Origin of the sequence: Maribacter sp. PR66, assembly GCF_028464205.1 — a bacterium.
Lineage (GTDB): Bacteria > Bacteroidota > Bacteroidia > Flavobacteriales > Flavobacteriaceae > Maribacter > Maribacter flavus.
Genome location: NZ_JAQPCH010000001.1, coordinates 141,988 through 156,153, shown reverse-complemented (window position 1 = coordinate 156,153; position 14,166 = coordinate 141,988). Strand labels below are relative to the sequence as shown.

At 40.2% G+C, this 14,166-nt stretch carries 9 protein-coding genes; 8 read left to right on the top strand and 1 reads right to left on the bottom strand.

What is annotated here, in order from left to right:
* Positions 1-94 precede the first annotated feature (94 nt).
* From PP181_RS00640 to PP181_RS00605, 8 genes are all read left to right on the top strand, one after another.
* Entirely contained in the window at positions 95-1,111 is a 1,017-nt protein-coding gene (locus PP181_RS00640) for a zinc-binding alcohol dehydrogenase family protein (RefSeq protein ID WP_272635586.1), read from the top strand.
* A gap of 13 nt (positions 1,112-1,124) precedes the next feature.
* Positions 1,125-1,958 carry an amidohydrolase family protein gene (locus PP181_RS00635; protein WP_154917359.1) on the top strand — a complete coding sequence of 278 codons (834 nt, stop codon included), beginning with the start codon at positions 1,125-1,127 and terminating at the stop codon, positions 1,956-1,958.
* 6 nt (positions 1,959-1,964) lie between these two features.
* The gene (locus PP181_RS00630) at positions 1,965-2,759 is read left to right on the top strand and encodes an SDR family oxidoreductase (RefSeq protein WP_154917358.1); all 795 of its coding nucleotides are present in this window, start codon (positions 1,965-1,967) and stop codon (positions 2,757-2,759) included.
* Positions 2,760-2,778: 19 nt separating this feature from the next.
* Positions 2,779-4,104, top strand: a complete 1,326-nt coding sequence (gene fucP / locus PP181_RS00625) for an L-fucose:H+ symporter permease (protein WP_154917357.1) — start codon at positions 2,779-2,781, stop codon at positions 4,102-4,104.
* The gene (locus PP181_RS00620; RefSeq protein ID WP_138257833.1) at positions 4,101-4,451 is read left to right on the top strand and encodes an L-rhamnose mutarotase; all 351 of its coding nucleotides are present in this window, start codon (positions 4,101-4,103) and stop codon (positions 4,449-4,451) included. The genes fucP and PP181_RS00620 overlap by 4 nt, the downstream gene beginning before the upstream one ends.
* A gap of 510 nt (positions 4,452-4,961) precedes the next feature.
* Positions 4,962-8,042, top strand: a complete 3,081-nt coding sequence (locus PP181_RS00615) for a SusC/RagA family TonB-linked outer membrane protein (protein ID WP_154917356.1) — start codon at positions 4,962-4,964, stop codon at positions 8,040-8,042.
* Positions 8,043-8,073: 31 nt separating this feature from the next.
* The gene (locus tag PP181_RS00610; RefSeq protein WP_272635584.1) at positions 8,074-9,606 is read left to right on the top strand and encodes a RagB/SusD family nutrient uptake outer membrane protein; all 1,533 of its coding nucleotides are present in this window, start codon (positions 8,074-8,076) and stop codon (positions 9,604-9,606) included.
* 184 nt (positions 9,607-9,790) lie between these two features.
* The gene (locus PP181_RS00605; RefSeq protein WP_272635583.1) at positions 9,791-13,045 is read left to right on the top strand and encodes a VCBS repeat-containing protein; all 3,255 of its coding nucleotides are present in this window, start codon (positions 9,791-9,793) and stop codon (positions 13,043-13,045) included.
* Between the two features lie 80 nt (positions 13,046-13,125).
* On the opposite strand, the gene PP181_RS00600 is transcribed toward PP181_RS00605, so the two are convergent.
* The gene (locus tag PP181_RS00600) at positions 13,126-14,163 is read right to left on the bottom strand and encodes a glycoside hydrolase family 43 protein (RefSeq protein WP_272635582.1); all 1,038 of its coding nucleotides are present in this window, start codon (positions 14,161-14,163) and stop codon (positions 13,126-13,128) included.
* Positions 14,164-14,166 lie beyond the last annotated feature (3 nt).

The window sequence follows — 14,166 nt, the reverse complement described above, 5'->3', positions numbered from 1 at the left end:
TAAATTGTTAGAATAACTTCCGTTATTTTGAGACTTATAACATTTGTGAACCGAATTATTAATTTTTTTGGTTTAAGATAAGTGACGCAGCACCATGAAATATATCATTTGCCAGGAACCTGGCCGTTTTGAATTGAAGGAAAAAGAACGACCGGTTAGAAGGACCGGGGAAGTACTGGTCAAAATACATCGTGTAGGTATTTGTGGAACGGATTTACATGCCTATGGTGGAAATCAAGCTTTTTTCAAATACCCAAGAATACTGGGTCATGAACTCGCCGGGGAGATATTGGATATTGCCCAAGATGAAGATGATTTCAGAATTGGCGATCAAGTAATCGTCATGCCTTATGTAAGTTGCGGCACCTGTGTGGCCTGCAGAAATGGAAAATCAAATTGCTGCACCCAAATCAATGTTTTAGGCGTACATGTGGATGGGGGGATGCAACAAATTATAAGCCTGTCTAAAAATCTGCTTATTCCCGCAAATGATCTTTCCCTCGAGGAAATGGCCATCATAGAGCCTTTGGCTATTGGGGCACATGCCCTAAGAAGGGCAGCTATTCATAAAGGCGAAACAATCGTAGTAATTGGTTGTGGACCTATAGGTATCGGCCTCATGAAGTTGGCCCAAATTAAGGGTGCCAAGGTTATTGCCTTGGATATGAATAAGGACCGATTGAATTACGCTGCCAATCAAATAGGGGTTTCCCATGTTTTGGACGTTAGGGAGAGCCCCCTTGAAAAGATAGCTGAAATTACCAATGGTGACTTGGCTACCGCTGTATTTGACGCTACTGGAAACAAACATGCTTTGGAAACAGGTGTATCCTATATGTCACACGGTGGCAGATTTGTTTTGGTAGGCCTTTCCAAAGGAGAACTTACCTATGTGCACCCCCAGATACATGCCAAGGAAACGACTTTGATGTGCAGTAGAAATGCTACTTTGGAAGATTTTCAGTTCGTAATCGATCATATCAAGGATTTCCCAACAGATTCGTTTATAACGCATAAGGTTCATTATTCTGAAATGATTGAACATTTCGACTCTTGGTTATTACCAGAAACAAATGTGGTCAAGGCCATGGTTACTTTTGATTGGAAATGAAAAGTTCGTTTTTATGATTATTGACTCACATCAGCATTTCTGGATTTTTGAAAAGGAAAAACATGCCTGGATCGATGATAATATGGCCAACATCCGAAGGGATTTTTTACCGATGGATTTGGAGCCCATTTATAATGAAAACAAGGTGGGTGGTTGTATTGCCGTACAGGCGGACCAAACCCTTAAGGAAAACGATTTTCTCCTGGACTTGGCCAGTAAGCACGATTTTATAAAAGGCATCATAGGTTGGGTCGATTTGCGAAGTGAACGTCTTCAGCATGATTTGGACATTTATGGGCAATTCCCCATTGTCAAGGGGTATAGACATGTAGTACAGGCCGAAATAGACCCATTATTTCTTTTAAGGAAAGAATTCCTGGAGGGTATTGGAGAGCTGCAGAATCGCGGCCTGATCTATGAAATTTTGGTCTTTCCGCATCAATTACCTTCCGTATTGGAATTCGTGAGGCTTTTTCCCCACATAACTTTTGTACTTGACCATATGGGCAAACCTTATATTAAATCCGGATATATCCAAGCATGGAAATTACTCATGAAGGAACTAGGGAATGTTGAAAATGTACACTGTAAAATATCGGGTGTAATTACGGAGGCCGATTATAAGAATTGGACGGTTCCGGATTTGCTGCCCTATTTGGAAGTGGCTCTGGAGTCCTTTGGTACCAAGCGTATACTTTATGGTTCTGATTGGCCCGTTTGCCTTGTAGCCGGAAATTATGGCAAAGTCCTGGAATTGGCCAAAGAATTTGCCAATGAACTTTCCGAAAATGAGCAACAGGATTTCTATCATAATAATGCAGGGAGAATATATAACCTAAAAAATTGAAGCAGCATGGATTTAAATCTTAGAGGCAAAATCGTTGTAGTAACGGGTTCAGCGGGGATGGAAGGCAGCATTGGACATGCAATAACATTTGCCTTGGCAGCGGAAGGTGCCATACCGGTACTTATCGATAGAAACATAAGGGGGATTGAGTACGAAAAGCAGTTAGGGCAAACCGGGTTGGATGCCCTTTTTATTCAAACGGACATGACCGATGTAGACCAAATCAAAAATGCGATAGATAAAGTTTCAGAAAAATATGGTCGTATTGATGTGGTCATAAATAATGTGGGCGTAAATGATGGGGCCTCCTTGGACAAATCCATTGAGGATTTTGTAGCCTCTTTAAAACTGAATCTTATCAGCTACTTTGCAACGGTCAAATTTGCGTTACCCCTATTGAAAAAAAGTAAAGGAAATATATTGAACATTGGGTCCAAGGTAGCCCTTACCGGGCAGGGAGGTACTTCTGGTTATGCGGCCGCTAAGGGTGGGGTTTTAGGGCTTACCAGGGAGTGGGCAGTGGATTTGATAAAATTTGGCATACGTTCCAATGCGTTGATGATTGCCGAAAGCTATACACCCGCGTATGAGACTTGGATAAATAGTTTGGAGAACGGAAAACAGAAATTAGAGGAGATAAAAAACAGGATTCCCTTGGATTCAAGAATGACGTTACCGTCTGAAATAGCCGATACCGTTCTTTTTTTAATATCGGAAAGATCCTCCCATACTACAGGTCAGTTCGTTTTTGTAGACGGGGGATATGTACATTTGGATAGAGCTTTGTTATCCACAAAATAAACCAACCCAACCTAAAATCATGGCAAATCAGACCCCAACACCATTACTTAAAAAATCGGTATTAGTTCCCTTTATACTTATTACTTCCCTTTTCGCCCTTTGGGGTTTTGCAAATGATATAACCAATCCAATGGTTTCCGCATTTAAAAAAGTGTTGGAACTGGATAATTTCCAAGCCTCTTTGGTTCAATTGGCATTTTACGGTGGATATTTTACCATGGCCCTACCTGCCGCGATATTCGTTAACCGATATTCCTATAAGAAAGGTATTTTGCTGGGCCTTGCCTTGTATGCCGTAGGAGCCCTTCTTTTCTATCCGGCAGCGGCCTATGAGGAATTTGGGTTTTTTTTGGCGGCCTTGTATATTCTGACATTTGGATTGGCATTTTTGGAAACTACAGCAAACCCTTATATTCTTTCAATGGGCTCCGAAGAAACTGCTACAAGACGCCTTAATTTGGCCCAGGCCTTTAATCCAATTGGAGCACTGCTAGGTCTTTTGGTAGCACAAAAATTCATTCTGGCGTCATTGCAATCAGATGACCTTTTGCCTAACGGAGCGCCTGTTTATGGAACTTTGTCAGAAACAGCTAAGGAATTGGTAAGGACATCGGACCTGGCAGTAATTCGTAATCCATATGTAATCTTGGGTCTTGTGGTCATTGCATTTTTTGTGGTCATTGCATTGATCAAAATGCCACGTAACGAAAGACAGGAAGGCAAAGTGGTTGTATCGGAATCCATAAAAAGACTTTTTAAGTCCAAAAAATTTGTAGGGGGTGTAGTGGCACAGGCTTTCTATGTAGGGGCACAAATTATGTGTTGGACCTACCTTTATCAATATGCGGAATCCTTTGGTATTACCAATGAGAAGGCGGTAAATTTTGGAATTGCGGCGTTGGTCATATTTTTGACTGGTAGATGGGTGGGAACCGCACTTCTCAGGATAATAAGTTCCGGAAAGCTACTGTTTATATTCGCCATAGGAGCATCCATTTTTACATTGATAACCATTTTTGTTTCGGGTATGGTAGGATTGATCGCTTTGGTAGGCATTTCCTTTTTTATGTCCATTATGTTCCCAACAATCTATGGTATTGCATTGGAAGGGCAGGGAGATGATTCCAAATTTGGGGCTGCCTTTTTGGTAATGGCCATCGTTGGCGGTGCGTTGATGCCCACCTTACAAGGATTGATTTTGGATTTGGGGGGAACCGGTTACACGGATATATCGATTTTCGGAGTACCTGAAGTGAATTTCTCATTTGTTCTACCATTGTTATGCTTTATTCTTGTTGGAATCTATGGACGCAATGTGTATACAAAATATAATCCTACATTATGAAACCAACCAAACGCTATTGTTTTGCCTGTGATTTGGTAAATGAGCCTGATTTAATAAAGAAATATAGGGAATATCATGAAGCTGGAAATGTTTGGCCAGAGGTTACTGAAAGTATTAAAGATGCCGGTATTTTGGATATGGAAATTTATTTGGTCGAGAATAGGCTTTTTATGATTATGGAAGTGGACGAAAGCTTTTCCTTTGAACGGAAACAAAAAATTGACAAGGAAAATGCCAAAGTTCAGGAATGGGAACAATTGATGTGGACGTTCCAACAGGCCTTACCGTCTGCACGGGATGGGGAAAAATGGATACCAACCGAATGTATATTCAAGCTATCTCGATAAGTGATAAAATCAATCGTACAATTTTAAACATGCTCTAAATTATTCTTATAAAAAATGCATTGTGTCCCTATATTTTTGGAATTCGATGGCGATTGTACATTTTGAAGACATTTTATTTATAGTTTTTATCAGCGAGAATCAAACCTAAACTTCAAAACAGCCTCATAACATCGTTTATTAACAGTTATTCGGTCCATTCCAACGTAAAATAAGAGGTGTAAAATTTTAATTCATTGAGTATTATCTAGTTTTATGGGATCTAATCATTCCTAAGTAATTTGCATTATTTGGGGCAATAAGATGAAGTACTGTTAAAATTATACCTTGATAAATGGGTGTTGTTTGAATAATTAACAATATAATCAGTTGGGTGCAACAATATTTCAAGAAAGCGCATCATCTGTTTTAATATTTCTTTCCCCTTTGGAATACATTTGGTTTCAGTTTATTGGTGACAATTAAACTTGATTAACATTACTATTGATTGCAACAAACTTTAACCACTTAATTATGAATAGATTTAAAACAGCCTTGATTGCAACATTTATCTTAGGATTGCAATTGGCATTTTCCCAAACGTTGACTGTTACGGGTACAGTGACCGATGATACTGGAACACCGCTACCCGGAGCATCGATTTTGGTTGCAGGCACCAGTAATGGTACCCAAACGGATTTTGATGGAAACTACGTTCTTTCAAACGTTCCCTCCAATGGGTCCTTAGCCTTTAGTTACATTGGATTTAAGACACAACAAATTCAGGTCGATGGTCGGTCTACAATAAACTTAGTTCTTTTAGAGGATACGGAGGCGCTGGATGAGGTAGTTCTAATAGGATATGGTACTCAGAAAAAGGAATCTGTAACCGGAGCCGTTTCTACCGTTTCTTCTCAAGATATCGTTGCGCTCCCGGTTGTGAGTTTTGCCGAGGCACTCCAAGGTCGTGTTCCTGGTATTCAAATCAATAATTCAGGGGGACCTGGTACCGATCCAATTGTGCGTATTCGTGGTATTGGCTCCATTAGTTTTGCATCAAGTCCTCTTTACGTTGTAGATGGATATCCGGTAGGTGGTCTGGGCGACTTCGATAATAATGACATCGCTTCCATTTCAGTACTTAAGGATGCCAGTGCTGCCGCCATTTATGGTTCAAGAGCTGCTAACGGAGTTATATTGGTCACCACTAAAAAAGGCAGGGCCGCAAATGGGGTTGAACTGAATTATCGCACATTTAGCGGGTTTGCAAATGCTTCCAACAAATTGGATTTATTGAACCGAGAGCAATATCTCGAATTTGGAAGGGAATTATTGGATAATGCTGGAGCCACGTATCCTTCCCGTTGGAGTGAATTGAATACGCCTATTTATCCTGGTGCAACCCAAACCTATGCTGAAACCGATTCAGATTATCAGGATGCCGTTTTTACCACGGGTATCACCACCCAGCATCACCTTAGTGTTAGAGGAGGCTCTGAAGCTTCTAGGGTGTATGCTTCATTTGGCTATTTTAAGCAAGACGGTATCATGTTGGGAACCGGTTTTTCTAGATATAATTTTAGGGTGAACTCAGATCATGATATCAATGATTGGTTATCGGTTGGAGAATCTTTCACAATATCCAATGGTGAAAGACTAAATGAAGCGGAGTTGGGAGGAAGAACCCAGATTCAAAACATTATAAGAGGTATACCTTATATACCGTTGAGGGACCCAACATTGCCAGGAGGTCTTAGAGCGCCAGATGGCGCTGATGGTACGGATCCTGAAAACCCATTAAGACCCGCGGTAATAGACAGAAATACAAACTCCAATGTACGGATTTTTGGTACGGCCTACGCCAATGTTAAACTTTTTGATGGATTGGATTATCGTTTTACAGCGGGTATCGATTGGAACAATTTCAGAAACCTGCAATTGCAACCCATATATTTTGACGGATTTGCTGGTAGGGTAGAAAATATTACAATAGATCAACAGAACACCTCCACTGGAAATTATTTTTCAAACCAATTGAACTTTGTTAAGACTTTTGGTAAGCATAATATCGATGCCATAGCCGTTGCAGAAAGACAAGATTTTGATATTTACACTATAACCGGTAATGGTCGTCGTTTAAGTAATGATTTAAATGTTCTCCAGGGAACCCAGGCACAAACAGTTAGCGGAACGGAAGGCTCCAATGTCATTTATTCCTTCTTGGGAAGATTGAACTATGATTTTGGTGGTCGTTATTTGTTAAGCGCTTCATTAAGGCGTGACGGTTCCTCAAAATTTTCCGATGGATTCAAGTGGAAAACCTTTCCGGGAATATCCGCTGGTTGGAATATAGCAGAAGAACCTTTTATGCAAGGACTTGAAAACTTGTCAGAATTAAAAATTAGGGGAAGTTGGGGTCAAGTTGGTTTCGAAGGAATCGGTGATTTTGAAAGTCAGGCCGGTATCTCTACCAACACCAACGCTATTATAAACAATGAGGAAGTACAAGGGGCTTTTTTCAATCGTCTTGCCAATGCTGAATTGGAGTGGGAGGTGACAACTATGACCAACGTAGGTTTTGATTTGGGCTTATATCAAAATAGGGTTCAGTTGTCTGCGGAATGGTATAAGCGAACTACGGACAATTTGATTCTTAATGTTCCTATTCCTGCCTCACTTGGTTTCGCAGGAAACACGATTGCCAATGTAGGGGGTATGGAAAACTGGGGTATGGATTTTAGCACTTCTTATTATTCAAAACCAGGAACCGAATTTCAGTGGAACGTTGCTGCTAATGTTGGGCTTTTTAGAAATGAGGTAGTGGCATTAGCTACTGAATCCGCTAGTATTTTTGGTGGTCAAAATGCCGATGCGGGTGGTTTTGACATAACCCGTACCGCTGTAGGCGACCCTATTCAATCCTTTTATGGATGGAAGGTCGAGGGTATTTTCCAAAGCCAAGCTCAAATTGATCAATATAATGCACTTGATGGTGACGCATCCACACCGTATCAAAGTAATGCTGCGCCTGGAGATCTTATTTTTCAGGATTTGGATGGCAGTGGTGATATAACTGCGGACGACCGTGATGTCATTGGTAGTTTTATTCCTGATTTCTCCTACGGTTTAAACTTTGACGCTTCCTATAAAAATTTATATCTTAATATGTACTGGTATGGAAATCAAGGAAATGATGTTTACAATGCTACAAGGGTATATACTGAAGGAGGGTTAAGACTGTTTAATCATGGTACCCAGGTATTGGATGCTTGGACCCCTACCAACACAGATACGAACATACCAAGAATGGTAAATGGTGATCCCAACCAGAATACCAGAACATCAGATCGCTTTGTGGAGGATGCCTCATTTTTAAGATTGCAGAACCTAAAAATCGGCTATAGGTTTCCACAAGATTGGTTGGACAGGGGCTTGGCCGGTCTTAGCAATTTTAACGTGTATCTTTCTGGAAACAATTTGTTGACTTTCACAAAATACCAAGGATATGACCCTGAAATTGGGGCAAGAAACAACAACCTGAATATCCAAGGTGTGGATTACGGGCAATATCCAAGACCCCGTACTATCTTAATAGGATTGGAATTAGGATTTTAAAATTGTTATAAAAGAAAATAAAATGAAAAATATGAAAAACTTAAAACCCACGATTGCCATAATTGCGGCTTTTCTCTTCAGCTTATCATGCGGAAGGGAAGATTTGGATCTAACGAACCCTAATGAAGTCGTTGTTGCTACATTTTACAAGAACGGAGACGAGTTAAGGAGCGGTGTTTACTCCATCTATGCATCCCTACAGAGTCTTCAGTTGTATGCAAGGGAATATTTCTTTTTACACGATTTAAGGGGCGATGATAATAAAGCCGGCGGAGGCCAATTAGAAACGCCAAGAAATCAGTTGTTAATCGGTACCAATGACCCTGGTAATTCGGTCGCTAGGGATGTATGGACAGGCTTGTACGCTGTAATTTTAAGGTCAAATATTGTAATAACCCAAGGGCCTGAAGTAGCGGATATAAGCGAAAGCTTACGGACGGCCTTAATTGCAGAAGCCAAGTTCACAAGAGGTTGGGCCTATTTTGAGTTAGGAAGTCTTTGGGGAGGAGTTCCCATCTATACCACCTATGCTGGAACATTTGAGGACAGTGCTCCAAAATCATCACAGCAAGAAGTACTGGATTTGGCCATCCAAGACCTAAGGGACGCTGCAGCAGGATTGCCTTTGGCATCACAGACTGAACAACCTGGCAGGTTTTCAAAAGGTTCCGCTCAGGCAATGTTAGGACGTGCTTTAATGTTTACAGGTGACTATGCAGGAGCAAAAACCGCTTTTGAAGCCATAGTAGACTCAGGTGAATACGCCTTGGTAGATGAGTTCGATGATAACTTTCAAGAGGAGAATGAATATAATAGGGAGTCCATTGCAGAGATTGGTTACTCGAACGTTGGTGGTTTCAACTGGAACGGAACGGGTGACGGCGTAGGTAACGAGCAAAGTGTTAGAACACAGGAATATTCTGCTGTGGGTTGGAGAAACTTAATACCTTCAGATGGTCTATTAAATGAGTTTGAACGTGTATCCAAAGGCGATGCGAAAGATGACCCAAGATTTGCAAAAAGTTTTTATTCCTTGGGTGATACTTTTAATAATGGAGAAAGTGTTTTGACAGATGTCCAAGGCGAGGAGACCACATTTGAGGGCGTTACCACAAAAATAAGCTGGAGAAAGTATTCGCTTATGTACAAAACCGATCCTGGAGGATTCCTAACAGGAGGTATCAACATGAGGGTAATTCGCTATGCGGAAGTCCTGATCAACTTGGCAGAATGTGAATTGGAGTTAGGTAACCCTGCAAGGTCAATAGCGTTATTGAATCAAGTTCGTGCAAGGCCTAGTGTAGATATGCCGCCATATCCTACTACTAATTTTCCTGTTAGTAACCCAACCGAGGTTATGGAAGCCATTATCCATGAAAAGCGTGTAGAACTAAGTTCAGAGCAAATTAGGAATAGGGATATTTTAAGATGGAGAAAGGAAGGTAAGTTGCCTGCCGAACCTATTTCACATTTTGAACCAAAATTGGAACTACTCCCTATACCACAAAGTGAGATTGATAACAATGCTAAATTGTCGGAATCTGATCAAAACCCTGGTTATTAGTAGTCATATAAATATTAGTTAGATTGAGTTAGTTTTTATTGGTAGTGCCAAAACCGTGAGGGTTTTGGCACTTCCCTTTTATACTTATCTATATTATTTAGTATTTTACTATATGCGTTGGATTAGCGGTTTTATTTTATGTGTTCTCTTGTTTGGTTGTGAGACCAAAAAGCCTGAAAATACATTGTTTAAAAAGGTAACGACCGAACACTCAGGCCTCACTTTCAGGAACACTATTACAGAGAATGAAACATTGAATATTATAGATTATGAATATCTGTTTAATGGAGGTGGAGTGGGGATTGGGGATTTTAATTCAGATGGTCTGCCTGATGTCGTTTTTTCTGGTAACATGGTCACTAGCCGTATCTATCAAAATATTGGGAACCTTCAGTTTAAAGATGTCACTTCGTCTTCCGGAATCATAACCGATGCTTGGTGTACCGGTGTGTCCATTGTTGATATTAACAATGACGGGAAACCGGATATCCATATTTCGACGGCCCACGATCTTTTTTTGGGAAACACTAAAAACTATTTTTACCTCAATGAAACGGAATCCAAGGAGGAAATAAAATTTAGGAACCTTGCAAGTGAAATGAACATCGCAGATTCTTCCTACACGATGCAGGCCGTTTGGCTGGATTATGATAGGGATGGCGATTTGGACCTTTTTTTGGCCAACAATTCCAAAGAAGAATACCCTAAGAACAATGCTTTTGGTCAACGAAAGGATGGCAGGGGAAAAAGTACGGATAAACTTTACAGGAACAACGGAACCAATAAAAATGGCGTTCTCCAGTTTGAGGATGTTTCAAGGGAAGCGGGAATCTCTATTGAGGGATGGAGCTTGGGCGTTGCTGTAATGGATATTAATGGGGACCAATATCCGGACATTTACGTAGCTAATGACTTTCTGTCCAATGATGTGCTGTACGTGAATAATGGAAACGGCACATTCACCAATAAAGTTTCTGAATATTTTAAGCATCAGAGCCACAATAGTATGGGTATAGATGTAGCCGATATCAACAATGATGGAGGGCTTGATTTTTTGGTTTTGGATATGTTTCCAGAAGATAATTTAAGAAGGAAAACCATGTTTTCCGAAATACCTTTCGACAGGTTTAATTCATCGGTTAAAGCAGGTTACCAACCGCAATTCGTTAGAAACGTACTTCAGGTGAGTACATCCTCAGGATTCAGTGATATTGGAAATTTTGCCGGTGTTTCGGCTACGGATTGGAGTTGGGCACCCTTGATAGCTGATTTTGACAATGACGGACTTCGGGATATCTATATTACCAATGGTTATAAAAAAGATATTACCGATATGGATTTTGTGGATTTCAATAACTCTTCAAATGTCTTTGGTTCTTTTGAAGAAAAGAGAAAGGCACTTGTCGATCAACTGAAAAAAATGGATGGGGTAAAAAAGTCAAACTTCTTCTTCAGAAACAGGGGCCAGAACAAGTTCGAAAATGAAACGGCCACCAGTGGTATACAGGTGCCATCTTATTCAAACGGTGCAGTATATGCAGATTTGGATTTGGATGGCGATCTTGACATTCTTACCAATAACATCGATGATGAAATACTTCTTTTTGAGAATAAAAGTACGGATGTTAAAAAGGATAATTCCAGCTATCTAAGGTTGAAGTTCAAGCCAAATGCAGAGAATATTGGGGCCAAGGTATGGGTCTATTCCAAAAAGGGAAAGCAATACGGGGAATTCCATCCCCAGCGTGGATATCTATCATCTGTTGAACCTTTTATGCACTTTGGTTTGGGAAATGCAGCGATTATCGATTCGATCAGGGTAATCTGGCCCGATGATGCTACAACATTGTTACAAAATGTTGATACCAATCAAACGATTGCTCCAATAAAAGGAAATTCAAAGATTGATGTTAAAATTTCAAAAAAACTTGAAAAAGCCTATTTGGAGGAGATTGCCCCTCCTTTGGACTCCGTCTATGTCCACCAAGAAAACACCTTTGACGATTTTAAAAAATGGCCGCTGCTTTTTAGAGGCTACAGTAGGCCAGGCCCCATTCTTTTAGGAGGAGATATAAATGGCGATGGTCTAGAAGACTTTTTTGTGGGAGGAACTGCAAATAATCCTGCCAACATCTATGTACAGTCAGCAAATGGCAACTTTGTTAAATCTCCATTTCAGAAATCCCAAGATGAAATTAGAAGTGAAAATTCAGCTGGCTGCTTTTTTGATGCGGACAATGATGGGGATTTAGATCTATATCTTGCAAACGGAAGTTCAGAAAATTATGCCGATACTGATTTGTACCAAGACGTTCTTTATTTGAACGACGGAAATGGTTTTTTTAATATGGAAACCGATGCACTTCCCAAAATTTCATTTCCAACCAATACCGTCGTTCCTCTTGATTTCGATAAAGATGGAGATCAAGACCTTTTTGTAGCAGGTCGTTTAGACCCCAATAATTTTCCTTTCTCACCAAGATCCTATCTTTTGGAGAATAACCAAGGTGTTTTTATGGATGTAACAAAGAAAATTGCCCCAGAACTGGTTTACCCTGGAATGATTACGGATGCATCTGCTGCAGACATAAATAATGATGGGTGGATCGACCTTATTTTGGTGGGCGAGTGGAATCCGGTTCAACTTTTTTTGAACAAGCAAGGTCGATTGGCTCTCGATTTGAGCGATAATGGATTAAAAAACACACACGGATGGTGGAATTGTTTAAGGGCTGGAGATTTTGATGGGGACGGCGATATGGATTTCGTAGCCGGTAATTGGGGCTTGAACAATCCCTTTTACGCAACTGGAGAGGAACCACTAAGACTTTACGCCCATGACTTTGATAAAAATGGCTCCATTGAACCTATTATAACGTATTTCAATCAGGGTAAGGAGTACATTTTACAGGCAAGGGGTACTTTGATGAAACAGTTGCCATTAATTAGAAAGTTGACAAAAAATTACCATGATTACGGGGAGAAAACTTTTGGGGAACTATTCGATAAGGAGAAAATGGATTCAAATTCTATTTTCAAAGCATATGAACTGGCCTCGATGTATTTTGAGAATACGGGAAATGGAAAATTTAGGAAATCTCCACTACCCGAGCAGTTGCAATGGTCTCCTATTTTCGATTTTATTGACATCGATATTAATGGTGATGATGCTATGGAATTGTTGAGTGTAGGTAATTTTATGAACACTGAAATCCTAACCGGCCATTATGATGCAGGTATAGGACAGACGCTGGAATATAATCGGACTAAAGGTGAATTTGAATTGATCAAATCAAGTAAAAGTGGTTTTGACATTACTGGGGAAGCACGGTCTTTGTTAAGACTGAAAAGCCATTCCGACGATGAACTAATAATTTTAGGTTTACAAAACGATACTTTAAGGTATTTTAGAAAAACGATTCCACTCTCAAAAAATTAGTAGAAACAAAATCGATTCTTTTAACCTTCGGTTATGTTTCTTAGTACTTTAAAAGCAATAGTCTAATTTTAAAATTATTATCAATCCCTATAAGGTTTGAGCGTTTTTATGGTTCCATCGCTTAGGTGTTCAATTTCCGCAACCTTAACGCACCTTAGATGGGTTACGCCTTTAGATAATGAGGAATCATGGTAGAAAAGATACCATTTTTCGTCTACTTTACATATTGAATGGTGGGTTGTCCAACCAACAACCGGTTCGAGGATCCTTCCCTTATAGGTAAATGGCCCATATGGATTATCACCAACGGCATAACATATAAAATGAGTGTCGCCAGTAGAGTAGGAGAAATAGTACTTTCCTTTGTATTTATGTAACCAGGCGGCCTCAAAGAATCGTCTTTTGTTATCCCCGGCCAAAAGCGGATTGCCATTTTCATCAATGATTAAGGCATCTTTAGGTTTTTCAGCAAACTCAAGTAAATCATCGGTCATTTTTGCAATCTTGGGCATTAGTGCCATTTCATCGTCATTGGGTAGATGTGCTGTTGGACTCTCAGGTTCTTTACCATTAAATGAGCCATTTCGCCATCGTTGCAATTGACCGCCCCAAAGACCACCAAAATACATATAGAAGCTTCCATCTTCATCTTCAAAGACTGCTGGGTCTATGGAAAAGCTATTCTTTATAGCTTGCGGTTGTGGGGTGAAGGGGCCGGTTGGAGAATCGCTTACGGCAACACCTATCCTAAAAATGCCGTCATGGGCCTTTGCAGGAAAAAACAAATAATATTTACCGCCTTTATACGCAGCATCGGGCGCCCACATCTGTCTCTCCGCCCAAGGAACATCATTTACATGGAGGGCAATTCCATGATCAACTGCCGGACCATCAATGGAATCCATGGATAGGACATGATAGTCTTCCATGGCAAAATGACTCCCTAAGTCGTCAAAAGCCTCGCCAGCGTCTATATCATGTGAGGGATAGATGTATATTTTACCATTATAATAATGAGCAGAAGGGTCTGCTGTATATATATGCTTTACTAGTGGACTTGAAATCGCCTTTTCATTCAATTTGTCAAAATTTATTTGATCTAAACTCTCTTCAGGCATGCT